Below are 24155 nucleotides of genomic sequence, written 5' to 3' on the forward strand. Positions count from 1 at the left end.
GGCAAAAAACTTGAGGGGTAGATAAAAAATGACAACGAATGAGGGCAAGCAAACGATCGCGACCCTAGTAGCACCTGATATTTTTTGTCTGGAAATACCTACGCCTTTTGATGTGGGGGCAGTAAACGTCTACTTGCTAAAAGGGGAGCGTCTGACCTTGGTTGATGTGGGTCCATTGACCGACGATGCGTGGGCAGCCTTGACAGAAGGCTTAGAATCGATTGGCGTAAGCGTGGAAGATATCGAGCAAGTCATACTGACGCATCATCATGTGGATCATTGCGGGCAGTTAGAAAAAATACGGGAACGATCAGGAGCGAAAACATTTGCCCATCCACAAGCAACGCCTTATGTACAGCAGGATGAGCAGTTTATGACTTTTCATGATCAGTTTTTTGAAGAGCTGTACATCCAGAGTGGTGTACCAGAAAAAATGATGGTCATTATCTCGAAATTTCACAAGCTGATGAAGACATTTTCTACCCCAAGTCAGATTGACTCTCATCTGAAGCATGAGCAAAAGGTACCGTATTTAGAGGACTGGCAGGTACTGTATACGCCTGGACACAGCCAAAGCCATCTGTCGTTGTATCGGGCAAAGGATCAAGTCATGATTGGTGGAGACCATATCATCAAGCGAATTTCATCCAATGCCTTCATTGAACCACCCAGGAATCGCTCGAGTACAAGACCACTGACCTTGATCCAATACCGTACAGCGTTGCAAATGTGTGCGGACATGGAGATCGAACAAGTCCTCAGCGGACACGGTGACCCGGTTTACAACCATCGAGAGCTCATACTTGCTCGTCTGCAAAAGAATTGGGAGAGAACAGACACGCTCCGCAGGCTTCTTGCAGATGGAGAAAAGACTGCTTTTGAACTGAATGCTCTCCTATTTCCGACCTTATACCAAAAAGAATTGCCATTGACGCTATCCGAGACTTTGGGGCACATCGATTTGCTAATGATTCTCCATCAGATTGAAGTGAGAGAGCAGGATCGCATCTTGTATTACCACCTGTAAAACCTGATCGTGCAAGAGAGGCTTGCAAGAAGAATAAGCCTATTCCTCCCCGGAAACGCTAAAAGGGACTATTACCCTGGGACCCTACATGAGGCTGACCCAGGGTAGCCGAGGGAGGGAAGCATCTATGCAGAAGTATTGGACCATTTGCGTGATGGCTCTTGTGAGTACAGTTGTTGTAGGTGGCTGTAATCAAATGAGTGTGAAGCAGGATGCAAATACAACGTTTGAGCAAGTACGTGACAAGTTCGATGGGCAGAAATCGTATGCATTCTACGGGCAAACCAAGCTGTTGACAGCGAATAGTGCCAATGGGAACCTGGTTAACTTTTCGGGCAGAAAAGATGGAGAGGCTGTTTACATGAACGTGAAGCTCTCAGTCCCAGAAGAAAACAGAGTGGACAACTTATCCTTGCTGCGACAAGGGGACAAGCTGTATACCAAGCATGGACAAAACGAAGGCTGGAAACATGTCGCGGGGGATAGTCCGGCCCTGCATCAAGAAATGAACAACTGGAACCCCATGGCCTCCTTTCAGCAAATCGACGAAATGAAAAGAAACGTCCGGATGCTGCCTGATGAGAATCCAAAAGACGATTTTGAGGCGTTCGGAGTCGTATTGGATTCTGCCAAACTAAAGAGCTGGCTTGTTGCCCAAATGCAAGAACAAACAAAGTCGGGAGCGAAAGTCCAATCGATAGCAGGACGAGAGAAACCCTACATACCTAAGCTAAAGATAGCGATGTCACTCTCTGAAGGTAATTGGAGAGGAACGTCTGCACAACGTTCTGGACCCACGATTCAATCCAAGAAGAAAGTGGACGTAAGCGAGCTCGTGAACCAGATGGAAGTGGAGGCAGAGTACACGATTCACTACAATAAAAAAACGATGCTCCCCACGAACATGACGATGTCGATTCGATCTTCGTACGATTTGAACGATCAGCGTGTAAAAGAACATACGCAAGTAGAAACGTATTTGCAGCAATATGGAGCTGTGCCCCCCATCACAGTTCCAACGGAAAAAAGCAAATAAGGAGTAAGAGTAATCAGGTGAGACGTTCCTCTTGCAAAACAAACAAGGAGCGTCTTTTTTCTGTCATAGAGAAAATTGAAAAGTTGAGGTAACTTGCTCGATGCTTTTTACGTACTTCTTATGTGGAAGAAAATCTATGCGAGAGCGGTTTTTTTCAATGGAATCAGCATTACGAGAAGGAATAATGGAAAACATTGTCGAACATACAAGCAAGACTATCTTTTTTCGTCGAATAATCTGTACAATGGGAAAGATGCCTGATGGATCAGACGAAAATGCGTATTTTGTCCGCAGCAGCGAAGCTTTTTGATGTTCATGGCTACAAAGGGACCTCCGTTAGACAAATTGCCTCTGTTGCTCAAGTAAATTCCGCGCTGATTTCCTATCACTTTGAAGGGAAGCAAGGAGTCCTGGAGACGCTAATTGCTTCTTACTTTGAGACGTTGTTTCGCCTTTTGGATGAACTGGAAAACGAGCAGGAAAACATCCCTGCCTATCAACGACTGGAACAAATTGTGCAGCTATATTTGCGATTTCAATGTGAGCATGCGCCAATCACGCGTTTGATTCACCGTGAGCTTAGCGTAGAATCCATGCTTGCACGTGAAGTGATGACGCTATATATGAGCCGATGGAAGCACGGGCTTTCGCGTGTGATCGAGGGCGGTGTCGTCTCGGGTGAGTTTTTGCCCGTCTCTATTGATCGTACAGTACTGGCTATGACGAGCCAGATGATATATCCATTTTTGCAACCACAAATGGTTCGCCAGGTCTATGATCTGGAGCCATCTTCCGAGGAGTTCGTCCAATGGCTGCAAACCTCGATCATGTGTTATCTGCGAGGTTCTTTGCTGCCTACTTAGGCGTGGTCTCTCCCAATGAATGATTCTAGTAAGGGGATGTATGACAAGTGAAACGAAAATTATTCATGCTCTGTCTGGCAGGCATGTTGTTATATACGAATCCGGCCTATGCGACGCCGTTTCCAGATAAAAAAGAGGAAGTTGTTCAGGACGCTGACAACTATTTGAAAAAAGAAGACAGGACAGCCTTTGCAAATTCATTGAACGGCATACCTGGCAGCTACAAAGTCGTAGTAGTGGAAAGCACTGCACCGGAAGCTGAATCTCCTGATATCTACGCGCAAAAGCTGTTTGACAATTACAATTTGGCCGACGATGCTTTGATGATCGTACTCGACATAAACACCGAGCAGTTGGGGATATATGCCGGCCCTGCTTTGCAGGAAAAAGGTGCCACGATGGCAGTGCTGCATGACAAGATCGCGTCTTTCTATGAACCATTCCGTACACAAAAACAGTATTTGACCGGGATTCAGACGTTAATTACGGAAGTAAACCGAGAACTTAGCCGCATAGAAAGCAAGCAAGCATCAGCAAAACCGGGTGCGACCGACGTTAGTAAAGAAGCGGGAGAGAGCGAAGGCACTGGCGCTCTCGGTGGCATTCCATGGTGGATCTATCTGGTGGGTGCGGTATTTGCAGGGCTATCGATCGGTTTGATTTATGCGATGATCAGACGCCGGGCTATTTTTGCCCAAGTAGATGATGTAGAGGATTGGAAGGAAGAGCTCGTTGAGAAGATCAATGTCATCGAGGTGGAAAAACCACTTCGCCGTTCCAGCGGCATGACAGAAGTACGTTACCACCACTTGGCTGACAAAAAAGAAAATCTGTTGCGCGTCCGCATCCCTGATGTGGAAATGATGATTCTCGACGCTGAAGAGGCTTGCGATCGCTTCCGCTTTACGTTGGCACTTGGCATGCTGAATGAGGCGAGAGAGGCCATTGCGAAAATTGAGGAAGAGCTGAATGAGCTAAAAACGGATACTTCCAAAGTGGCAGTTACCAAGCAAGAAAACAAGGTGGTTGTTCCTGAGATCGGAAAGCAAGTGGAGCAGATGGAACGACGCTTGTCCGATTTGCGTCTGGAGTACGGTTTGTCTTTCCATGAGCTGAAAGCATCGCTCGATGAAGTAGACACGATGCGAAAACTCGTAAAAACTGCGCGCGCGGCAGGGGACGACATTGCTGCGTACGAAACCACTCAAAAAGCTCAGCAAGTGCTGGAGCAGGTAGGACAAGCGATGGAGCTCATTCCAAAGCTTGTGCAACGCGTGAAAAAAGAAATGCCGGAAGAATTCAAGCATCTGGAAGAAGGAATTGAGCAGGCCGTTCGTGACGGCTTTGATTTAAGACAGGATTCCATGGACAATGCTCTCTTGCAGGCAAAGCAATTGGTCATGTCCGCGAAAAGCGCTTTGGAAGAGGGCAGCCTGGAAATGGTACTGACCCATGTCAAGGCGTTCGAAGTGCTCATTGATGCGACGTATCAAGGTTTAGAGGATGGCGTTCTTGCTAGTGATGAAGCAGCAGCGACGATACATGTAGACGTTGAACCGCAAACAGAAGTGAATCAAGGAAAAGAAGAAACAGAATTTGTACAGGTGGAAAAGAAAGCAGAAGTAGTAGAGGTGGATCCGGATGATTCACAACAGCAAGTAGCTGCGACATCCGCGCCTGTGGAGCCGGAGATTCGTACACCTGAGTTGACTACAACTAGCGAGAAGGAGCAGTCTATAAGCGAAGCAGATTCTGAAAATCCGCCTCCGCTCGAGCAAACGAAGGTGGCAGAAGAGCGAACGGTGCGAGGAAAATCCTCGGAGCTGAGTGAAGCCGAGCGTTCCGTTTTGTTACAAGCGATTCCCCAGCTTTTCAATAAAAAAGCACAGAAGCCTGCTCCAGCAGTCAAAGCTGAGGAGCCTGTGTACGAAGAAGAAGAGTATGAACTGGTCATGCCGAAGAACCAGCCTGAACAGGAAGAAATGATTCAGGAAGAAGAGCAAGCGTATTTGGTCATCGAAACGGAAGACGATGCACTGGACGAACTGGAGCGAATTTCTAATACATTAGTCCGCGTTCGTCAGCAAATCAAGCGCAGCTACTTGCCAGGGATTCCTGATCAATTGAAATACATGTTTGAAGAAGTCGTGCAAACGTTGGGCCGCGTACAAATGATCATGGACAAGTACCGCTATGATATGGAAGAGGTGGCCATGCTGATTCAGGACGCGAGTGATCTGGTCAGCGAAACAGAGCGGATGGCAGAACGCATCATCACTACTTGTCAGATGGCAGAGGGTGCCATTCAGTATACAAACCGTTATCGCCGTCAGAATCGCCAGGTCAATGAGTTGTTGACGAAGGCAGAGATATCGTTTCGACAACTGGCTTTCGCAGAAGCCTATCAGCTTGCCGAGGAGGCCCGACTAGTAATCGAAGGCGCACCAGCCGAAGAGGACAACCGATGGCTTCTCCGTCGTAAGAAAAAGGGATGAGCCAGATGATGGTCTTTCCTCTTTTCTTACTGGCTGTCGGCATTCTCGTCATGGTACAACCGCGGACAAAACGTTGGCAATCGCGGATGAACGCCAATTTTCAAGGAGATGAAAGGCGAGTGAAGCAACGTGCCAACACGTTCTTTCTGTTGGGCCTAGCTTTTGTGTTCGCAGGATTCGCGTATTTGTTCCGCCTTGTCGGATAAACCTATAACCAATGATAAAGCACCTGCTATGAAAAGATGGACGTGCCTTCTTTTGTAGCAGGTGCTTTTTGCTGGGCAAAAAAAAGAAGCATCGCTCACGCAGGCGATGCCCCATCTAGGAAGATAAAGGGAGTAAGGTTTGTTAAACCAGCACATTACAACTAGGGGGGAGTAATGTGCTGGTTTCTCTTTCATGAAAAGAGAACCTGATTCATAGTTTCCCCAATCCAACTTGATCTAAACGTCATTCTCGTAAAAAAATTCGAATGCTTCCTGCGCACTATGTGTACCCGCAGAATGGCCGGATGAGAAGGCGATGGTGATGTTGTATCCACCAGTATGGGCGTGGACGTCCATGACCTCTCCAGCAAAATACAAGCCATCCATGAGCTTGGATCTCATTGAGCGTGGATCAATCTCTTTTACGCTTACACCGCCACCTGTAATAAATGCTTCTTCAAGAGAGAGCGTCCCCGTAATGGTGAGTGGAAGCGATTTGATCAAGCTCGTGAACTTGCTCCACTCCTGTTTCTTCATATGGCTGTAGGTCGTTTCTTCCGAAATCCCTGCCAACTCAAGCAAGAGCGGGATAATCCGTTCGGGAAGGAAGCCTTTGATGGCATTTTTTACTGCCTTTTTTGGCTGATCCTCAATCAACTGCCAGCTTTCCCCTGTGATTTCCTCTGCCGTTTTGTCAGGCATGAGATCGATCATCAGAGAAAGAGGAACCGCTCCGTATTTTCGTTGTGACACAGAGACATAATGTCCCATGCGAAGAGAGGCGGGGCCTGATATTCCGAAGTGAGTGAAGATCATATCGCCTTCCTGCGTATTGATCTTTTTCCCATTGGGCGCATACAAGGTCATCGTAATATCACGCAGCGACAGACCCTGGATCGATTTATCGCGAATAAAAGAGTCATTGGCTGTAAGTGGTACTTCTGTCGGATACAGCTCTGTGATCGTATGCCCGGCTGCCTTCGCCCATGCATAGCCATCGCCTGTAGACCCTGTCTGTGGTACAGAACAGCCCCCGACGGCAATAATCACACAAGGCGCGGTGATTTTCTCACCGGATTGGAGCATGATGCCACCGACTCTGCCTTCCGAATAGAGCACTTCTTTTACAGCGGCATTTAGATGTATGGTGGCACCTCTGTGCTTCAACAAATCAATCAATGCTTGGGCGACTGTCACTGCTTTATCTGTGACGGGAAACATGCGGCCCCGATCCTCTTCTTTTAACGCGACACCCATTTCCTCAAAAAACTGGATAATCTCTCGGTTGCCGAAATGGGTGAGAGCACTGTACATGAAACGGCCATTTCCCGGCATTTGTTTGATTAGTTCATCTTGTTCCTTGGCATTGGTTACATTGCAGCGACCGCCGCCAGATATGATGAGCTTACGTCCGAGCTTCGAGCCTTTTTCCACGAGACAGACTCTTGCTCCTTGGCCAGAAGCGGCAATAGCGGACATCAGCCCAGAGGGACCGCCGCCAATGATGATAACGTCATAATTGTATTGTGATCGATTCATTTTCATTCTCGTCCTTTGTTGTATAGGGTTGGGCAACACCCATTTTACCACATACCACCCACCTGTCGCGCAATTCCAGCTAGGATAGAGAGGACGAGGCACCTAAAATATCAGTCAACGGCTGCTTTTCTAAGACGTAACGAACGGTAGATTGACCTCGGAGGATATTCGTGACTACATATCCTTTGGCAAAATAGGTCATGAACAATTCGCGAGTCATCTCTCGCCACAAGGAAGCGACAGTCATATCTGCTTGTTTTACATCCTGGAAGTAGGCCGGGACAGGCAGCAGCACCATAGGCTCTTCACATGACAAATCTACTTCGATTGGATGTGGAATACCATCCTTGATTTCTAAACGCAATAGGTCTGGCGCCTGTTGGAAAGATGGAGCAGAGCTCTCCCCAGACTGACGCAACTCCACACGATTACTTCCGATCATCCATTCAACGAGGAAACGGTCTGTCGGCAGTCCACGATTGAAGTCGTCATCAAGATGTCCGTAGCAGTTTGGCAAATAAGTGCGAACGATACCGCCGAGCTTGGCGATGTTCAGAACACCGTTTACGGTTTCAAGCGGATCGTACGTCCATGTAATTTTGGAATAGCCTGATGCTGCCGCTTCTTTTTTTTGCAGCCATTTCATTTGTACACCTAGCCCTTGCTTGCGATACTCTGGCAAAAAGCCGAGCATGTGCGAGCAAAGATGGGATTCTCCGTTGGTGAAGCCCGGGAAGCTGTACAAAAAGCCGATCAGTTCCTCGTCATCGAATGCCCCTAAAAACAGACCGCCAAACTTTTGCATGGTGAGTGTCATATGGTGGGGAATAGCAGTAGAAGGGTCCCATATTTTCCCCTCCATTTCTTCTAAAAGCTCAATCTCACTGGATTCGGTCAACTTTCGTAACGTGATTGCCATCTACTTTTTCCTCCTCAAACGATTCGTGTTTTTTTCTTCATTCGGGACAAGCTCTGTCATTCCTGCTTGGGAGTAGTTGCGTCTGAATTCTCCCTCGCGGATAATAGAGAAGAATAACAGGCATGAAACTAGGGTCGAGGAGGATTTTTGGCGATGGAAAATAAATTTCAAGTTGAACTGTGGAACCGTTTGACGCAGGCACCAGGAGCGCCTGGCTTCGAAGGTCCGGTACGCGAGATTATGCGGGAATACATAAGCAGCTATACGAGTGAACTCATGTACGACAATTTGGGCAGTATTTTTGGTGTTATGCGTGGTGACGAGAACGGTCCGAAAATTATGGTAGCGGGTCACATGGACGAAGTGGGCTTCATGGTCACCCGAATTTCTGATAAAGGATTTATTTCATTTCAGACGTTGGGAGGCTGGTGGGGGCAGGTCCTGCTCGCTCAACGTGTACAAATTATTACGGGCAATGGACCGGTCGAAGGTGTAATCAGCTCGATCCCGCCGCATGTCTTGAGCGACGATCAGCGCAATCGTCCGATGGATGTACGCAACATGTATATTGATATCGGTGTGGATACACGTGAGGAAGCCGAACAGGTAGGAATACGGGCTGGCCAGCAAATTGTACCAGTGTGCCCGTTGCAGGTTATGGCCAATCCGCGCCGTTTGATGGCCAAAGCATGGGATAATCGCTATGGTTGTAGTTTGGCAGTGGAGCTCGCAAAAGAGCTGCACGAAAAACCCGATCATCCGAATGTCGTCTACGTCGGGGCCACTGTACAGGAAGAATTGTCCGGGCAGCGCGGCGCGAAAACGGCCGCTGCGTCCATTGATCCGGATTTGTTCTTGGCTTTGGATGCGAGTCCAGCCACAGACATACCAGGTGTAAGAGACGATGGTGGCAAGCTCGGCGGTGGACTATTGATGCGCATCTACGATCCGATGTACGTCATGCCGGTAGGATTGCGTGAGCTGCTCATCTCCACGTGCGAAGAGGAGAACATTCCTTACCAGATTTATGTGGCAAAAGGCGGAACGGATGCAGGTGTCGTTCAGTACCATGGCAAGGGAGTGCCGTCTGCCGTTATTGGAATTCCTTCTCGTTACATTCACAGCCATGCTTCGATCATTGATCGTGAGGATTACGAGGCAGCCAAACGCCTCTTGTTCAGTGTCATTCGCAAGCTGGACAGTGCGACGTGGGAATCCATTTTGCCTAGATAAATGGTTTGGAGAAAATCGTTGAGTAAGTAGAAAGCGGAGGAGTGCTTTTGAACGCGATCATATTGTATACACGGCGTCAGGGCGAAGTTACGTCCTTTGAATTTAATGTGTTTGACAATCAATTCGCTACGGAGAATCTGGCAGTGCGCAAGGTGTTGATGGCCATGCTGGAGGCAGTTTCCAACAACTTGACCGATCTGGAAGTTGAGTACAACGACAGCATACTAGTGGAAAAGGTCGGCGCGAAGCGTGCAGGGGAGCTGCTTCGTTTGCTCGGGGCAACAAAAGAGAACATGCGGGAAAATCTGAGTAATGGTGTAGTCGTCAGCCGTATCTTTCAAGCGCCTTTTACAGAGGAGCGCTACGAATATTTTTATAACTTGACGGACATCGCACAACTGTCACACTATCGCTTGAAAGAGGGCGAAGAGGATCGCATCGTGTTTTATTTCACACGCTATCTCCAACTGATTGCGTCTGATGAAAAGTCTCGCCAAGTATTTTTGGACAGACTAGAAGCATTTTCCTTGCCGTACAAGCTTGTTCCGATTGCGTAAAGGAAACAAAAAAAGTCATTTTGCCCTTACACGAAGGCGCAAAATGACTTTTTTAATGGATTGCCTGCAGGTTAGGTGGAAGGACGATTCGGCCCCTCCAGTTTTTTGTCTCCATAGCCTGGTGCATCGTTTTGAACATTTTTGGGCTGGCGATTGCGCTCGTCTGGTCGATTTTGCTGTACAGACGAATCTTTGTCTTGCTTGGTCATGTAAATACCCCTTTCTTAACGTATCGAAATTTATTAGTAGCATGCTCATGAATTTCGGAGTGCATGAAATCATTCCGCAGAAACGCGGTCGCTCCGCCATGAACAGGCTTCGATAGAAGTTTTCTTAGAGCCATGGCTGCCAAGTCGAATTTGTCTTCTGGCGAATTCGGGAGGATACATTGTCCTCCAACTGGATGAATAGGGAGGTGAGCGGCACTCGCCTGAGTACTTCCAGTTGCTTTTCAGGTTGATGCTGTAGGTGTTCTTCTGTGTTCATGTGGATCCTTCCTTTCTGCGATTTTTTAAGGGAAAGTCAAGAACATCGTTTTTGTGGCGGGGAATCGCGTACAGGGCAAACAGACCAAGAACAGCCGTCAAAAACAGCGTAATCACTCCATAGCCGATCCACGGATAATTGCTGCCGACTCCTCCTAGTTTTTCAACCATCGCTCCACCCAATCCTGTCCCAATAGCTGTCCCAAGACCAGATACGAAATTGGAAAAGCCAAAGTACGCACCCAACCATTTTTCATTTGCGAAATGAGTGACGAGGCTGTCCAGCATCGGCATAAACAGCATCTCACCCAAAATGAAAAGAATCGCAGCCCCGCACAGTGTGAGGAAGTGGTTCGCCCATCCCATGAGCGTAAGCCCTGCTCCTACCAAGAGCGTTCCCATCGTTACAGACAAGTACGGATTGATGCGCTGTAGAACAAACCGTGAGATAACCCCTTGCAAGACGACGACACTGAGCGAGTTGATCGTCCAAATGAGGCCAATCATCGTAGCGGAATGCAGGACATGCTCTCCCCGGAGTGGCAGGATCATGGCGAATTGAGCGTAAAGCGCCCAGATTAGGAGCGAAATTGCGGAAAAGAGCAGAAAGCTGCGATGTGTCAAGATGTGACGATACTCCTTGATCGGCGTTTGCTTACAATCTGATCCCACACAGCGATCATCGGGAAGGACGAAGCGAGAAAAGACAGCAAGTGCCCCATATACGAAGGCAGCGACGAGAAATGGCTGTTTTCCACCCGCAGTCATCCACGTTATGACCAAGCCTGCGACAATGATCCCGCTATGAGCGAGTATCCCTCTCCACGAGAAGGCAGCCGTTCTTTGGCTCTCGTCCACTTCATCCGCGATCATGGCTTTAATCGTAGGAGCGAGTAGCCCAAAACCCAACCCGTTGACAGAGGAGAATAACAGGAAGAAACCATAGGAATGGCTGAAGTGATAGCCTGCCATGGCACATCCTTGAACGAATGCCCCCAAGGCTAGGATGGAGCGTCTGCCCCAGCGATCTGACATCAAGCCGCCTGCCAAGCTTCCGATTTGGTAGGTGATGCTTCCCGCTGCCAAAATGATGCCTACTTGAGAGAGAGAAAGAACCCGTACCTTTTGCAAAAACACAGGGAAGACAGGAACGACCAGATAAGAGGCCATGTGCATGAAAAAGACGACTGTCAGTAACAGCAAGTATGGTTTGTTGCGTAACAGAGATCCAGTAGAGGCTGTCATGTTCGTCTCCTCTTTGATTCATTCCTCTCTAGTATGAGTGGAAAAGGATTGTCCCTATGCAACTTTTAATCGTTTTTCACAAACAAAGTAGGCCAGCACACAAATTCGATATGAAGGCAGGCAAGCGTCCAATCCAACAAGCGCGGAACCACATATACCTATAGGGAAAGGTACCATGGGCGGTAGGGAATGGTGCGAGGAGTGCGGCAGAATAAAGGGGGGATCTGGCGTGAGAGGATTTGGTTTCTTCAACGAGGAAGGGTTCGAAGTGATCATCTGGATCATCGTGATCATCTTTCTCCTCTCCATATTTTTTGACGAAGGGATAGATTAAGATGAGTGCATATCGGCCAGTTCGTCAACTGAATCACTATTACAAATCTAACGACGCTTTCAAGAAATGGATTCGTGCCAATGAGCAATGGTTCAAGCAAAATCCGGAGGTTTTTAACCAGATGCTGCGCAATCCGAAAATGGTCAACATGTTTACGGATCTCATGATCATGAATTCGCCGCGGATTGAAAAGAAACTGAAGAAATGGAGAAGGAACCAACGCTGATCGATCCGGCATGCTGCCAACTATAGCATGCCGCTTTTTATTTGGAACGTTGACGAGTCCTGTTATAAAACCGGGATGACGAGCGTAGGGATAAGCATACCCTGCTTGTTCGAAGAAAGGATGAAGGACAACATGGCACAAGTCATTTTGACGTTTTTCGTGGCTTATGGCATTGTAGTTGGCGGCGCTCTTTCAGGTGGGGTGGGCGCATTTCTCACAGAAAAGCCTCCGCTGTTATCCATGGCCCAATTGGCTGACCAGCTCAAAATATGGGGATTGGTTGGGGCATTGGGAGGAACTTTTGATTCGTTTTTGCAGATCGAAAAAATACTGATGGGAAATTTGACACCTGTCATTAAACAGCTCGTCATGATCGTTGTCGCATTCTTGGGTGCCCATATCGGCACGATTTGTGTGCATTGGCTGGTACAGGTGCGCTCATGAAGGTGACTCTTTGGAAACGTTACCTCGCTCTTTTGCTCATGGGGTGCGTGTTGGGCGGAACCGTGATTTTATTTACATACGGACGCGAAATGGAACAGATGATGCTGATCAAAAAAAGCTTGGAGCTACAAAACAAAAAACTGTACGAGGAAAATCTGGAGCTGAAGCAAAATCAGCGCGTCTATCGTAAAAAGCAAGAGACCGTCATTGAAGACGTACGCGCCTCTGTGCTCACTGTGGATCAGAAGCAGCCGCTTCATGCCACGATTGTCGTACAAGTAGTCGATCGCGTGGAAAAGGATCTCGCCTCGTTAAAAGGGAAGAAGGTTGAGCAGGTTGCGGAGGTCCATCAGGTCTTGCATGAAATGCTGCGACGCCGCGAATATATTTTGTCTGATCGAACGACAGTGGAGGTGCGGATCAAAACGGTCGTGATCAGCAGGACGCTGCATGTGTTCGTGACAGCGGACGTGATACCAGACGATGTTTGGCAAAAGATTGCGCGAAACTTTCTATTTCTTCCGCCGTATATTTCGATATAGAATATCTGATAGCCAGATCATGTAGGTCTGGGTCGGTATAAAGGAGAGGCGAACACATGTCCATGTTCAAAAAATTGTTGGCTAGTGTAGGTATTGGTTCTGCGCAAGTAGATGCACGTCTTGAGCAGGAGTCACTCATTCCCGGCGATATGGTCAGAGGTGAGGTCCATATCAAGGGAGGAGATGTGGCCCAGGAAATCGACGAAATCTACATGTATGTCGTCACACACTATGAAAGAGAAGTCAACGACACCAAGACGAAGGAAGAATGCACACTAGTAAAATATCGTCTGTCCGAGCGGGTACAATTGAAACCGAAAGAAGAAACAGTTCTGCCCTTCGCTTTTCAATTGCCTTATGAGACGCCATTGACGATGGGGCGTCAACCTGTTTACTTGCGGACAGGTCTCGATATTAAAAATGCGATTGATCCGGGTGACTCTGATTTCATCGAGGTTCGCCCACATCCGTTAATGTCAAAAGTGTTGGATGCTGTTCAACAGATCGGATTCCAACTGTATAAGGTAGACTGCGAATACAATCGTCACATTGGTCGCAATCATCCGTTTGTACAGGAATTTGAATTCCGTCCGACAGGGCCATACCGTAGCCAATTGGAGGAGCTCGAAGTAGTTTTCTACCTTCGCGATGGCGAATTGGAAGTTTTATTGGAACTGGATAAACGTGCGCGAGGCTTTATGGGTGGATTTGAAGAAGCGTTTAATCTCGATGAACGCTATATTCGTTTCCGCTTAACGAATGCAGACGTGAACAAACATACGCATGTCATTGCAGAAGCGATTGAATCGCTCATTAAGCAGCAGCTTCGCTAGAGAAGATACAAAAAAAGGACTGACGGAGTGAAGATTACTACTCTGTCAGCCTTTTTTCTGTATGGAGGTCTTAATCGTCCCCGATGTAGTCATTTCCCTATAGGATAGTCACTGATCTATGAATCGGTGTCGAGGCTTCTACCTAGATTTCTGTACATAACTTTCTTTTTAATTTTTCGATTTGCATGTATAGGGCTGGATTTTTCTGACAATACTGTGAGCATGAAGAATCCAGAGGAGGATATTATTATGAATTTGTTAGAAAAAACGAGAAAAATTAATGTGATGCTTCAAAAAACAATGGGTGGAAGCGGAGTAGGTTTCCAAGATCTCGCAAGACTTTTATCTGAAGTAATTTCTGCAAATGTTTACATCATTACCGCAGATGGCTCGATCCTGGGAAGTGGAATGAATCAGGAAATTTCCCTTCAAGAAGAAGGCCGTTCATCTACGCAGTTGCAGGAAGGTGTAAATCAAAAGCTGCTGGAAGTTACACAAACCTTGGCGAACGAGCCGATTACCAGTCCATACAGCCTGGTTCCAAAAGAGTTGAATTCGATCTTCCCGCAAATGATGACGACGATTGTTCCTATCATTGCAGGGGGAAGCCGCCTTGGCACACTTGTCTTGCTGCGTGCTTACGGTCAGTTTGAAACAGAGGATCTGATTTTGGGCGAGATCGGTGCTACCGTGATCGGAATGAAAATCGTTCGTCAGCGCACAGAACAGATTGAAAATGAAGTGCGTGACAAAACATTTGCCAAAATCGCACTCTCTTCGTTGTCCTACAGTGAACAGATCGCGATTGAAAAAATTATGGAGCAATTGGATGCACGCGAAGGCTTGCTGGTAGCAAGTCAGCTGGCAGATCAAGCAGGTCTGACACGTTCTGTCATCGTGAACGCGCTTCGCAAGCTGGCAAGCGCCGGTGTGCTGGAATCCCGTTCGTTAGGGATGAAGGGTACATATATCAAGGTTTTGAATGATAAGTTCCCATCTGAATTGGCTAAATGGAAAACCTCATAAATTGCACGAGCTACGAAAGAAGCTCTCCCTGTCCTAGGGAGAGCTTTTATTTATGAATCAACGAGTATAGCAGAATCGATAAAACGTTCACGATTTAGCGATTGAATAAATGATTTTCTTCCCTTTATAATGTCCACAAAGGTTGAAACTTCAAAAAAATCAAAAATTAAAGTTCATACTTCAAAATCGAATGGAGGGTCTATGAATGAAGGTGATCATTGGTGGAATTGCGCATGAAACGAATACGTTTTCCAATGTGCCCACGACGCTTGAGATGTTTCAAAGCTATGAGTGGAGTCATCATGAAACGATTGTGAACGACAATCGGGGCGTTCGCAACTTTCCGGGAGGGATGGTGGATCGCGCCGAAGAGCTGGGCATCGAGCTATTGCCGACCTTTTTCACCTTTACGTATCCAGCGGGGACGATTTTGCGAGAAGCATATGATCGTATAAAAAAGGAGCTTCTTGACACCATTGCCGCAACAGAAGGTGCAGACGCCATTTGTCTGGGGCTTCACGGAGCGGGGGTCGTAGAAGGAATGGATGACCTGGAGGGCGAGCTTCTAGCGTCAGTGCGTCAGTTGGTCGGTTATGACATTCCTTTAATTGTTACGCTCGACCTCCATGCAAACATGACACAAAAAATGGTGGATGAGGCCGATGCGCTCCTGGGTGTCCATCTCTATCCGCATGTGGACTGCTACGAACGCGGAATCGAAGCGATCGATCTGGCTCACAAGATGGTTACGGAAGGGATTAAGCCGACCATGCATTTGACTAGACTGCCACTATTGATTCCGACATCAGCTACTCACCATTCCCCGGCACGTGAAATTAACGAAGCCTGCTGGGCGTGGGAAAAGGAAGAAGGCGTCATCGACTGTGCATTCTTCCACGGATTTCCGTATACGGACATTCCTGAGCTGGGCGTCTCCGTTTTGAGCGTTACGAATAACGATCAGGAGCTTGCCAAAAAAGTGAGCGAGGATGTCGCTAGTCTTATTTGGGAAAAGCGGGACGAATTCGAGTTGAACATGCCCGCTCCTGCCGAGGGAATTGCGATGGCATTGGAAACGGAAGGGATGCCGATCGTAATCAATGAGACCTCAGATAATCCAGGCGGAGGCACACCCGGAGACGGAACGCATTTACTGCGGGCGATGCTGGAAGCCAAGCTGACAAATGCGTGCTTTGGTTTTATTTACGATCCCGAAGTGGTCCAGATTGCCCATCAGGCTGGAGTAGGCGCTACCATTCAACTCTCTCTTGGTGGAAAGACAGATTACTTGCATGGAGAACCGCTTGAAGTAACAGCGTACGTCAAAGCTTTGACAGATGGAAAATTCATTGCGACGACGCCAATGGGGCAAGGGGGTCATGAGAATTTTGGCAAGACCGTTCGCTTGCAAATTGACGGGGTAGACGTACTGGTTTGTTCTGTGAAATCGCAGGTGCTGGATGAGCAAATCTTTCTGTTGCACGGAATAGACGTGACCAAATACAAGATCGTCGCCTTGAAATCAAGCACACATTTCCGGGCATCATTCGAACCGATCAGCGCACGCGTCATTACCGTCGATTCGCCGGGATTGACGACACTCAACTTCCGTTTCTTCAAATACGAGCGCGCCATTCGTCCGATTTATCCGTTAGACCCAGCCACAGAGTGGAACCTACATCAATTGACAAGGAAGTAGATGATCATGGAATCCGTACAGGAGCGCATTCGCAAGCATTATCCGGAATTGACCAACCAACAAAAACTCGCAGCCAAATACATTCTCGCCGAGCCGAAGACCGTTGCACTGCAACCAGCCAAAGTTGTCGGGGGCTTGAGCGGCACAAGCGAAACCACAATTATTCGACTATCTTACGCTCTCGCCTACTCCGGGTACAGTGAATTGCAAAATGAGATTCGCAGCTCCTTATTGGAAAAAGTCCCAAAAGCTGATGCCATCCACAGTTTTCGTACAGCGGCTGTGGAGATGAAGGGGAAACAAGACCTGATTTCTTATAACATGGAACAGGATGTTGCGTATATTCGGCAAACGTTGGGGGAGCTGCAAAAGGACCATCTTTTGCAAGCGGTTTCAAGTATTATGGCAGCCAAACACATTCTCGTCGTCGGGTTTCGCAGCTCCTTTGCTCCGGCCCATTGGCTCGCCTTTACACTGAATGTCGTCAGAGGAAACGCGCACCTGTACAATGGACCAGTTGATGACGTTAACTATCTGTTGACCCAGATCAATCAGGAGTGGCTCGTGATTGCACTCTCCTTCCCCCGCTATACGAGTGAAACGATCCTGTTTGCAAAAGCAGCAAAAGAGAGAGGCGCCAAAATCATCGGGATTACAGACGATGAGCTATCTCCGATTGGGCCGATAGCCGATCAAATTTTGAAAGTCAGCGCACCTGCTCCTACTGCCTTAAAAGGAATGACAGCGATCTTTTCCATGCTGAATATTTTGATCAGTGGTGTGGTTCAGGCTGATGGCGAACAGGTACAACAAAGACTGAAAGAATACGAAGAGACAAGTCGACAAATATACCCGTTTGTGGAAGGGACCGAAGTGTAACGGCAATTGATAAGGGGGATGGGACATGAAAATTCACAGATGGAAGCAAGGGGCCCTAAGTGTATTTGTGGCAACGGCGCTGATTGCAGGCTGCTCCTCACAGCCGACCAATCAAGCGGGGAATGATACATCGGCCAAAGGTAACACATTAGTCATCGCTTCCTTGACGGACCCAGACTCGCTTGATATGCACAAAACGAGCTGGTTGAGCATGGAAAACAGTTTAATATATGAGCCACTATTGACCCGCGATGCAACAGGCAAACTCCATCCGCGTTTGGCAGAGAAGTACGAAATCTCACAGGACGGTAAGGTTTGGACATTTACCCTCCGCAAAGATGTCCGCTATCACTCTGGCGATCCAATGACGGCAGCGTCCGTAAAAGATTCGTTTGACCGTTTGCTTGCCATTTCGCCTGTGAAGGGGCTTGCAGGTCCAATTGAAAAAGTGGAAGCAACAGACGAGCATACGCTCAAGGTGCATTTTAGCCAACCGTTTGCCCCTTTTGTTAACGTCATTGTCGGTGGATTAGTCTCGCCTCTTGACGCCAAAAAGGCAAAAGAATTAGGGGATGGCTTCGCAGATAATCCATCTGCAACGGGGCCGATTATCTTTGACAAACGCGAGCGGGGTGCTTCGCTCACCTACAAGAAAAATCCTGATTATAACTGGGGACCAGAATATGCTACCAACAAAGGCCCTTTGCATGTGGACAGCATAATGTTCCGGTTTATGAAAGACGACGATACGCGGCTGATGGAATTCAAAAAGGGTACGGTACATGTGTTATATGATGCGCCGCCGAATTCGGTTGCGGAGCTTGAGACACTGCCCGGAGTCAAGATTGAGAAAGCGATGGACGTTGGAAACAAATACATCGCTTTTAACAATAAGCACCCGCTGTTTTCAGATGTCCGTCTGCGCAAGGCAGTGGCCCTCTCCGTAGATCGCGATCCACTTGTTCAGGTAGCGTTGAATGGATTCGGCAAGCCAGTCTATGGTCCATTGGCACCCACGATTTATGGCTACAGTGAAGCGATTGAAAGTAAGGCGAAGCAGTTGTATACAAGAGATTTAGGCAAAGCCAAGCAGTTGCTAGCGGAAGCAGGCTGGACGGATAGTAATGGGGATGGCATCGTAGATAAGGACGGAAAACCGTTGTCTGTAGAAATGCTCGTCTCTCAAGAGCCAGCATTTCAGCGAGCGGTGCAGATTTTGCAGAGCCAGCTGAAAGAAGCAGGTATTGATATGAAAATCAGCGTACAAGAAATGACAACCATCAAAGAGCGCATTTCGAAAAAGTCGTATGACATGGCTTTGATGTACTACGGTTGGTTTGATGCTGATATTTTGTACCTCATCTTTGAAAAGAGCAATTCAACAAGCCGTACTCATTACAACAACCCTGAGTTGGATGTTTTACTGAATAAAGGACGTTTGGAAATGAATGAGCAGGCGCGCCTCAAGATTTACGAAGATGCACAAGAGATTTTGCTAAATGATTTGCCGTGGGTCCCTTTGTGGGTAAGTGAGACCGTAATAGCAACGCGCGGCGTTAAAGGCTTTACGATCAATCCGTACACGCAAGGTATTACGTTGCATGATGTCATGCTCGAAAAATAGACAACTGAGGTGAGGGCATGCGCCGTTATGTAGTAAAAAGATTACTTTCCCTGGTAGGTACACTGTTTGGCGTTTCCGTCCTGATCTTCTTGATGGTGCACCTCATACCGGGCGATCCCGCAACACAAATACTTGGACAGTTTGCAACACCAGAGGCCATCAGTCAATTGAGAGCGTCGCTAGGTCTGGATCAACCACTGTGGCAGCAATACATGCGATTTGCTGGAAACCTGTTCGCTGGCGATTTGGGAACATCGTTATTCACTGGCGAAAAGGTATGGGATCAGATTATGAACCGTTTTCCGATCACCATGCAGCTTGCCATCTTTAGTGTAATCATTGCCGCAATATTCGGTATTTTATTGGGCACGATTGCTGCCGTCAAACAAAATACCATCATCGATCGGCTTGTGGTGCTTACCTCGTTACTCGGTATTTCGGCACCGGGGTTCTGGATTGCCTTGTTTCTCATTTGGATTTTTGCTTACAAGCTGGCCTTGTTTCCGATTTCCGGCTATGAGGGGATTCACTCCCTGCTGCTGCCAGCGATCACGTTGGGTATGGCGGAAGCGGGGATGATCGCCCGTATGACCCGATCCAGCATGCTGGAAGTCATCAAGCAGGATTACATGCGGACAGCCGAGGCCAAGGGGGCGGCGCTTTTCCGAATCATATTGAGCCACGGTCTGCCGAACGCCATTATACCTGTTGTTACGATGTTAGGCTTACAGTTCGGTTCGCTCATGGCTGGAGCTGTGGTGGTGGAAACCGTGTTTTCTTTGCAAGGGATCGGCAGCCTGGCGATTGAGGCGATCAGTAAACGGGATATGCCAACCATACAGGGCATGGTGTTTTTCATGGCGTTGATTTTTGCCTTAACCAATTTGATCGTGGATCTCATTTACAGCCGGATTGATCCGCGAATCCATTTCGACTAAGGAAGGAGCAGATGGATGGTGAACGGTAATCGTCCGGAGTCGTATTGGGGAGGAATGGGCAAACGGCTGAGACGCAATAAGACAGCAATGGCGGGTGTGATCATCCTGATCGTCTTTACACTGGGATCGCTTCTTGCTCCAGTCATTGCCCCTCATCCTGTCGAACAAATGAACTTTAACAGCCGATTAAGCGCTCCGAGTACGACTCATCTTCTCGGAACAGATGATTTTGGCAGAGATATTTTTTCCCGTTTGTTGCACGGGGGGCGAATTTCCTTGCTGATGGGTCTGATAACGGTTGTTCTTTCTACCTTGATTGGGGTAACGCTCGGTATTATCGCTGGCTATTATCGTCGCGTGGATCTGTTTATCATGCAGGGCATGGATATTCTCATGTCACTTCCCGCACTGCTTCTGGCGATCGCTGTAATTGCGGTCTTGGGTCCTGGATTAACGAATGCCATGATTGCGGTAGTGATTGCCGTTATTCCGTCCTATGTGCGGATCGTTCGCTCTGCGGTTTTATCCATCAGGGAAAAAGAATACATTGAGGCTGTTCGCGCTCTGGGGATCAGAGACTGGCAGATTTTGCTGAAGCATGTTTTACCCAATATTCTCTCCCCGATCATCGTGCTTTCCACCATTCAATTCGGAGTCAGTATTTTGGCGGCAGCGGCCTTGAGCTTTCTCGGACTGGGTGCGCAACCGCCGATGCCAGAGTGGGGAGCGATGGTTTTTGTGGGCAAGGCATTCTTGAGTCAGGCCTGGTGGATGTCCATTTTTCCTGGATTGGCCATCATGCTGGTTGTCCTTGGCTTCAATCTGTTAGGTGACGGATTACGGGATGCATTCGACCCGAAAACGAGGTAATGGATGAAGGGGGCACGAGCTGATGAAAGAAGTACTCTTGGAAGTAAATGATTTACGCTTGCAGTTTAAGACGGATAAGGGCGAGCTGCCAGCGCTACAAGGCATTTCTTTTCAACTGAAAAAAGGTGAGACGGTAGCGTTGGTAGGCGAATCTGGCTGTGGAAAAAGCGTGACGTCCTTGGCAATCATGGGACTCTTGTCTCGGACGAATGCACAGATGGAGGGAAGCATTCGGTTTCGCGACACCTTATTGAACCAGTTGAGTACTGGTGAACTTCGCAACATTCGCGGCAAGGATATCGCGATGATTTTTCAGGAACCGATGACGTCACTTAATCCGGTCCATACGATTGGCAGACAGCTAGAAGAAGTGTATCAGCTGCATACCGATTTATCGAAAAAAGAACGCCAAGCAAAAGCGATTGAGATGCTCAAAAAAGTGGGCGTGCCGAGGGCGGAAGACATCATGCGGGAGTATCCCCATCAGCTATCAGGTGGGATGAAACAACGCGTCATGATTGCTATGGCGATGGCTTGTAACCCGGATTTATTGATCGCGGACGAGCCGACGACAGCACTGGATGTGACCATACAAGCGCAAATTTTGGAGCTAATGAATGATTTGAAGGAGACCGATCACACTTCTCTGCTGCTCATTACGCATGACTTGGGTGTCGTGGCTGAAATGGCTGATCGAGTACTTGTGATGTACTACGGGGAGATCGTAGAGGAAGCTGATGTTGCCAGTTTGTTTTCGCATCCGAAGCATCCGTATACGATTGGGCTTTTGCGCTGCATCCCGGATCTGGATGAGGAGGAGAAGCTGCGCCTCGATCCGATTGAAGGCAGTGTCCCGCTATTGGGTGAAGTGACACAAGGGTGTGCATTCCGCTTCCGCTGCTCGCAGGCCGAGGAGCGATGTCACCAAGAAAAACCGCCGCTGATGGCAACGGGCACAGGCACACAGGCTGTTCGATGCTGGCTGTACCAGAACAAGGAGATGGCGGTATGAGCGATATCTTGTTATCGGTAAACGATTTAAAGACGTATTTTCCCATTAGCAAAGGACTATTTCGCAATAGTGACGAAGTGATCAAGGCAGTCGATGGGGTTTCTTTCCAGTTGCGAAAAGGCGAAACGCTTGGGTTGGTAGGAGAGAGCGGTTGTGGCAAGTCAACGACTGGTCGCAGCATCATGCGACTCATAGAGCCTACGGGTGGAACGATTGAATTTGAGGGGCAAAACATTTCGGAGATGTCGGCTGCACGTTTTCGTCCACTTCGCAAACGAATGCAAATCGTGTTTCAGGACCCGTATGCGTCGTTAAATCCACGGATGACCGTGCAAGGGGCTTTGGAGGAAGCGTTAGGCGTCAAAGATCCGCAGCTGTCTGCGAAAGAAAGACGCGATCAAGTAAGGGAACTGCTTCAGATGGTCGGACTGAATGCACAATACGCTACTCGCTTTCCACATGAGTTTAGCGGAGGGCAGCGGCAGCGGATCGGGATCGCTCGAGCACTGGCGGTGGAACCTTCATTGATCGTAGCAGATGAGCCGGTTTCAGCACTTGACGTCTCCATTCAGGCGCAGATCGTGAATCTTTTGCAGGATTTGCAGCAACGTCTAGGCTTGAGCTATCTGTTTATTTCACACGATCTAGGTGTCGTTCGCCACATCAGCGACCGAATTGCGGTGATGTATCTCGGACGAATCGTCGAAATCGCCAGCAAAAAAGATTTGTTTACGCGCCCGTTACATCCGTACACAGAAGCGCTCATGTCAGCGGTTCCCAAAGCCAATCCATTTCGGAAGAAGGAGCGAATCGTTCTTTCCGGGGATGTTCCCTCTCCGGCGAATGTTCCAGTTGGGTGTGCTTTTCATACCAGGTGTTCATATGCTACGGATATTTGCCGCACAGTACGCCCTGTCGCTACACTAGCTTCGCCACAACATTATGTCGCTTGTCATTTATATGGAACAGAAGGGATGAAGTACATTGAAAATCGAACGAATTGAATTGCAGCAACTACACATGCCACTTCGTTTCCGTTTCGAAACGAGCTTTGGATATACGACCATCAAGGAACTCATTCTGGTCAGTGTGTATGGAGAGGGAGAGGTAGGGCACGCGGAAAGTGTGGCGATGTCCGCCCCTTATTATAGTGAAGAAACGACAGAGACAGCTTGGCACATGATGGAAAAGTTTATGATTCCGAAGCTGTTCACGAGTGAGATCGAGACCCCGGAGGATGTGGATCGGCTATTTGCCCCTATTCGGCGCAATAACATGGCGAAGGCGGCTTTAGAAGGCGCGATCTGGGATCTCTACAGCAAGCAAAAAGGAATCTCTCTCGCTAAAGCATTAGGAGGAGAGAAATCTGTCATCGATGTCGGGATCAGTATCGGCATTGAACCAACAGTGGATCAGGTGTTGGCAAAAGTAGAGCGCCATCTCGGTGAGGGCTACAAGAAGATCAAGGTAAAGATCAAGCCGGGCTTTGACGTAGAGGTGATTCGAGCGATCCGCGAACGCTTTGGCGAGGGTGTCCCGCTGATGGCGGATGCGAACTCTGCTTATACAATGGAGCATTTGGTTGTGATGAAGGAGCTGGATCAATATGGGCTGATGATGATCGAACAGCCACTCGCACATGACGACATTATCGATCATGCCAAGCTGCAAAGAGAGCTGTCCACTCCAATCTGTCTCGATGAAAGCATTCACAATGTAGATGATGCCAGAAAAGCGATAGAGCTAGGTAGTTGCGGCATTATTAATATCAAGGTGGGGAGGGTCGGTGGATTAACAGAGTCCAAACGCATTCACGACTTATGTCAGGCACACGACATTCCGGTTTGGTGCGGAGGCATGATTGAGTCAGGTGTCGGACGCGCGCACAATATTGCGATTACCTCTTTGCCGAATTTTACGATCCCAGGTGATACAGCCGCCTCCAGTCGTTACTGGGAGGAAGACATCGTGGAGAATGGAGTAGAGCTGATGGCTCCCGGTCAATTGGCTGTTCCAGATAGCCCGGGCATCGGTTACGTCCTGAACGAAAAGGCGATCGGCAACTATGTGATTCGTACGGCAAACTTCCGGCCTTAAACCAAAAGCTAAAGTGAAAAGGGGAG

At 48.2% G+C, this 24155-nt stretch carries 25 protein-coding genes; 20 read left to right on the plus strand and 5 right to left on the minus strand.

Annotated elements, in window-relative coordinates; genetic code table 11:
• Positions 1-28 precede the first annotated feature (28 nt).
• The 5 genes from ACFYU8_RS13780 (at position 29) to ACFYU8_RS13800 (ending at position 5627) form a co-directional block, all read left to right on the plus strand.
• The gene (locus ACFYU8_RS13780) at positions 29-1027 is read left to right on the plus strand and encodes an MBL fold metallo-hydrolase (protein WP_390299670.1); all 999 of its coding nucleotides are present in this window, start codon (positions 29-31) and stop codon (positions 1025-1027) included.
• Positions 1028-1154: 127 nt separating this feature from the next.
• Complete coding sequence (locus ACFYU8_RS13785) at positions 1155-2063, plus strand: DUF6612 family protein (RefSeq protein WP_390299673.1); 909 nt, start codon at positions 1155-1157, stop codon at positions 2061-2063.
• A 260-nt stretch (positions 2064-2323) separates the two neighbouring features.
• Positions 2324-2926 carry a forespore capture DNA-binding protein RefZ gene (gene refZ, locus ACFYU8_RS13790; RefSeq protein WP_390299676.1) on the plus strand — a complete coding sequence of 201 codons (603 nt, stop codon included), beginning with the start codon at positions 2324-2326 and terminating at the stop codon, positions 2924-2926.
• Between the two features lie 47 nt (positions 2927-2973).
• On the plus strand, positions 2974-5421 hold the full coding sequence (locus ACFYU8_RS13795) for a septation ring formation regulator EzrA (RefSeq protein ID WP_390299679.1): 2448 nt from the start codon (positions 2974-2976) through the stop codon (positions 5419-5421).
• The gene (locus ACFYU8_RS13800; RefSeq protein ID WP_390299682.1) at positions 5418-5627 is read left to right on the plus strand and encodes a hypothetical protein; all 210 of its coding nucleotides are present in this window, start codon (positions 5418-5420) and stop codon (positions 5625-5627) included. Before ACFYU8_RS13795 ends, ACFYU8_RS13800 begins: the two co-directional genes overlap by 4 nt.
• A gap of 237 nt (positions 5628-5864) precedes the next feature.
• On the opposite strand, the gene ACFYU8_RS13805 is transcribed toward ACFYU8_RS13800, so the two are convergent.
• Complete coding sequence (locus ACFYU8_RS13805) at positions 5865-7166, minus strand: BaiN/RdsA family NAD(P)/FAD-dependent oxidoreductase (RefSeq protein ID WP_390299685.1); 1302 nt, start codon at positions 7164-7166, stop codon at positions 5865-5867.
• Between the two features lie 79 nt (positions 7167-7245).
• A complete protein-coding gene (locus ACFYU8_RS13810) occupies positions 7246-8085 on the minus strand; it encodes a GNAT family N-acetyltransferase (RefSeq protein WP_390299688.1) in 840 nt (279 codons plus the stop codon).
• Between the two features lie 153 nt (positions 8086-8238).
• Here ACFYU8_RS13810 and ACFYU8_RS13815 point away from each other — a divergent pair, with 153 nt between their 5' ends.
• Positions 8239-9318 (plus strand): M42 family metallopeptidase, encoded by a 1080-nt coding sequence (locus ACFYU8_RS13815; RefSeq protein ID WP_390299691.1) that lies wholly within the window; start codon positions 8239-8241, stop codon positions 9316-9318.
• Positions 9319-9359: 41 nt separating this feature from the next.
• Positions 9360-9875, plus strand: a complete 516-nt coding sequence (locus tag ACFYU8_RS13820) for a hypothetical protein (RefSeq protein ID WP_390299694.1) — start codon at positions 9360-9362, stop codon at positions 9873-9875.
• A gap of 71 nt (positions 9876-9946) precedes the next feature.
• On the opposite strand, the gene ACFYU8_RS13825 is transcribed toward ACFYU8_RS13820, so the two are convergent.
• The 3 genes from ACFYU8_RS13825 to ACFYU8_RS13835 all read right to left on the minus strand — a co-directional run bounded on the left by ACFYU8_RS13825 (position 9947) and on the right by ACFYU8_RS13835 (position 11605).
• Entirely contained in the window at positions 9947-10084 is a 138-nt protein-coding gene (locus ACFYU8_RS13825; protein ID WP_390299697.1) for a hypothetical protein, read from the minus strand.
• Positions 10085-10208: 124 nt separating this feature from the next.
• The gene (locus tag ACFYU8_RS13830) at positions 10209-10361 is read right to left on the minus strand and encodes a hypothetical protein (protein WP_390299700.1); all 153 of its coding nucleotides are present in this window, start codon (positions 10359-10361) and stop codon (positions 10209-10211) included.
• The gene (locus tag ACFYU8_RS13835; RefSeq protein WP_390299703.1) at positions 10358-11605 is read right to left on the minus strand and encodes an MFS transporter; all 1248 of its coding nucleotides are present in this window, start codon (positions 11603-11605) and stop codon (positions 10358-10360) included. Before ACFYU8_RS13835 ends, ACFYU8_RS13830 begins: the two co-directional genes overlap by 4 nt.
• A gap of 335 nt (positions 11606-11940) precedes the next feature.
• On the opposite strand from ACFYU8_RS13835, the gene ACFYU8_RS13840 reads away from it, so the two are divergent.
• The 13 genes from ACFYU8_RS13840 to menC all read left to right on the plus strand — a co-directional run bounded on the left by ACFYU8_RS13840 (position 11941) and on the right by menC (position 24129).
• Positions 11941-12165 carry a hypothetical protein gene (locus tag ACFYU8_RS13840; protein ID WP_390299706.1) on the plus strand — a complete coding sequence of 75 codons (225 nt, stop codon included), beginning with the start codon at positions 11941-11943 and terminating at the stop codon, positions 12163-12165.
• A gap of 132 nt (positions 12166-12297) precedes the next feature.
• Entirely contained in the window at positions 12298-12609 is a 312-nt protein-coding gene (locus ACFYU8_RS13845) for a YtrH family sporulation protein (protein ID WP_390299709.1), read from the plus strand.
• Entirely contained in the window at positions 12606-13151 is a 546-nt protein-coding gene (locus ACFYU8_RS13850) for a sporulation membrane protein YtrI (protein WP_390299712.1), read from the plus strand. The genes ACFYU8_RS13845 and ACFYU8_RS13850 overlap by 4 nt, the downstream gene beginning before the upstream one ends.
• A gap of 56 nt (positions 13152-13207) precedes the next feature.
• Entirely contained in the window at positions 13208-13984 is a 777-nt protein-coding gene (locus ACFYU8_RS13855; protein WP_390299715.1) for a sporulation protein, read from the plus strand.
• Positions 13985-14233: 249 nt separating this feature from the next.
• Positions 14234-15010: a GTP-sensing pleiotropic transcriptional regulator CodY gene (codY, locus tag ACFYU8_RS13860; protein ID WP_390299718.1), complete on the plus strand. Its 777-nt coding sequence runs from the start codon at positions 14234-14236 to the stop codon at positions 15008-15010.
• Positions 15011-15215: 205 nt separating this feature from the next.
• Positions 15216-16709 carry a M81 family metallopeptidase gene (locus ACFYU8_RS13865; RefSeq protein ID WP_390299721.1) on the plus strand — a complete coding sequence of 498 codons (1494 nt, stop codon included), beginning with the start codon at positions 15216-15218 and terminating at the stop codon, positions 16707-16709.
• Positions 16710-17588 (plus strand): MurR/RpiR family transcriptional regulator, encoded by an 879-nt coding sequence (locus ACFYU8_RS13870; protein ID WP_390299723.1) that lies wholly within the window; start codon positions 16710-16712, stop codon positions 17586-17588.
• Between the two features lie 25 nt (positions 17589-17613).
• Positions 17614-19212, plus strand: coding sequence for an ABC transporter substrate-binding protein (locus ACFYU8_RS13875; protein ID WP_390299726.1), 1599 nt, complete (start codon positions 17614-17616; stop codon positions 19210-19212).
• Between the two features lie 17 nt (positions 19213-19229).
• Complete coding sequence (locus ACFYU8_RS13880) at positions 19230-20150, plus strand: ABC transporter permease (protein WP_390299729.1); 921 nt, start codon at positions 19230-19232, stop codon at positions 20148-20150.
• A gap of 15 nt (positions 20151-20165) precedes the next feature.
• Positions 20166-21020, plus strand: coding sequence for an ABC transporter permease (locus ACFYU8_RS13885; protein WP_390299732.1), 855 nt, complete (start codon positions 20166-20168; stop codon positions 21018-21020).
• A gap of 22 nt (positions 21021-21042) precedes the next feature.
• Positions 21043-22032 carry an ABC transporter ATP-binding protein gene (locus ACFYU8_RS13890; RefSeq protein ID WP_390299735.1) on the plus strand — a complete coding sequence of 330 codons (990 nt, stop codon included), beginning with the start codon at positions 21043-21045 and terminating at the stop codon, positions 22030-22032.
• Positions 22029-23036, plus strand: a complete 1008-nt coding sequence (locus ACFYU8_RS13895) for an ABC transporter ATP-binding protein (RefSeq protein ID WP_390299738.1) — start codon at positions 22029-22031, stop codon at positions 23034-23036. Before ACFYU8_RS13890 ends, ACFYU8_RS13895 begins: the two co-directional genes overlap by 4 nt.
• Entirely contained in the window at positions 23017-24129 is a 1113-nt protein-coding gene (gene menC, locus ACFYU8_RS13900; RefSeq protein ID WP_390299741.1) for an o-succinylbenzoate synthase, read from the plus strand. The genes ACFYU8_RS13895 and menC overlap by 20 nt, the downstream gene beginning before the upstream one ends.
• Positions 24130-24155 lie beyond the last annotated feature (26 nt).

The sequence above is a fragment of the Brevibacillus sp. NPDC003359 genome (genome assembly GCF_042878995.1).
Taxonomy (GTDB): Bacteria; Bacillota; Bacilli; order Brevibacillales; family Brevibacillaceae; genus Brevibacillus.

Coding starts and splice junctions, on each gene's coding strand:
- ACFYU8_RS13880 (WP_390299729.1), top strand. CDS start 19,230: ATGCGCCGTTATGTAGTAAAAAGATTACTTTCCCTGGTAGGTACACTG.
- ACFYU8_RS13780 (WP_390299670.1), top strand. CDS start 29: ATGACAACGAATGAGGGCAAGCAAACGATCGCGACCCTAGTAGCACCT.
- ACFYU8_RS13855 (WP_390299715.1), top strand. CDS start 13,208: ATGTCCATGTTCAAAAAATTGTTGGCTAGTGTAGGTATTGGTTCTGCG.
- ACFYU8_RS13800 (WP_390299682.1), top strand. CDS start 5,418: ATGAGCCAGATGATGGTCTTTCCTCTTTTCTTACTGGCTGTCGGCATT.
- ACFYU8_RS13865 (WP_390299721.1), top strand. CDS start 15,216: ATGAAGGTGATCATTGGTGGAATTGCGCATGAAACGAATACGTTTTCC.
- ACFYU8_RS13870 (WP_390299723.1), top strand. CDS start 16,710: ATGATCATGGAATCCGTACAGGAGCGCATTCGCAAGCATTATCCGGAA.
- ACFYU8_RS13845 (WP_390299709.1), top strand. CDS start 12,298: ATGGCACAAGTCATTTTGACGTTTTTCGTGGCTTATGGCATTGTAGTT.
- ACFYU8_RS13835 (WP_390299703.1), bottom strand. CDS start 11,605: ATGACAGCCTCTACTGGATCTCTGTTACGCAACAAACCATACTTGCTG.
- ACFYU8_RS13890 (WP_390299735.1), top strand. CDS start 21,043: ATGAAAGAAGTACTCTTGGAAGTAAATGATTTACGCTTGCAGTTTAAG.
- ACFYU8_RS13830 (WP_390299700.1), bottom strand. CDS start 10,361: ATGAACACAGAAGAACACCTACAGCATCAACCTGAAAAGCAACTGGAA.
- ACFYU8_RS13875 (WP_390299726.1), top strand. CDS start 17,614: ATGAAAATTCACAGATGGAAGCAAGGGGCCCTAAGTGTATTTGTGGCA.
- ACFYU8_RS13840 (WP_390299706.1), top strand. CDS start 11,941: ATGAGTGCATATCGGCCAGTTCGTCAACTGAATCACTATTACAAATCT.
- ACFYU8_RS13895 (WP_390299738.1), top strand. CDS start 22,029: ATGAGCGATATCTTGTTATCGGTAAACGATTTAAAGACGTATTTTCCC.
- ACFYU8_RS13885 (WP_390299732.1), top strand. CDS start 20,166: ATGGTGAACGGTAATCGTCCGGAGTCGTATTGGGGAGGAATGGGCAAA.
- ACFYU8_RS13815 (WP_390299691.1), top strand. CDS start 8,239: ATGGAAAATAAATTTCAAGTTGAACTGTGGAACCGTTTGACGCAGGCA.
- ACFYU8_RS13825 (WP_390299697.1), bottom strand. CDS start 10,084: ATGACCAAGCAAGACAAAGATTCGTCTGTACAGCAAAATCGACCAGAC.
- ACFYU8_RS13850 (WP_390299712.1), top strand. CDS start 12,606: ATGAAGGTGACTCTTTGGAAACGTTACCTCGCTCTTTTGCTCATGGGG.
- codY (WP_390299718.1), top strand. CDS start 14,234: ATGAATTTGTTAGAAAAAACGAGAAAAATTAATGTGATGCTTCAAAAA.
- ACFYU8_RS13810 (WP_390299688.1), bottom strand. CDS start 8,085: ATGGCAATCACGTTACGAAAGTTGACCGAATCCAGTGAGATTGAGCTT.
- ACFYU8_RS13785 (WP_390299673.1), top strand. CDS start 1,155: ATGCAGAAGTATTGGACCATTTGCGTGATGGCTCTTGTGAGTACAGTT.
- refZ (WP_390299676.1), top strand. CDS start 2,324: ATGGATCAGACGAAAATGCGTATTTTGTCCGCAGCAGCGAAGCTTTTT.
- ACFYU8_RS13805 (WP_390299685.1), bottom strand. CDS start 7,166: ATGAATCGATCACAATACAATTATGACGTTATCATCATTGGCGGCGGT.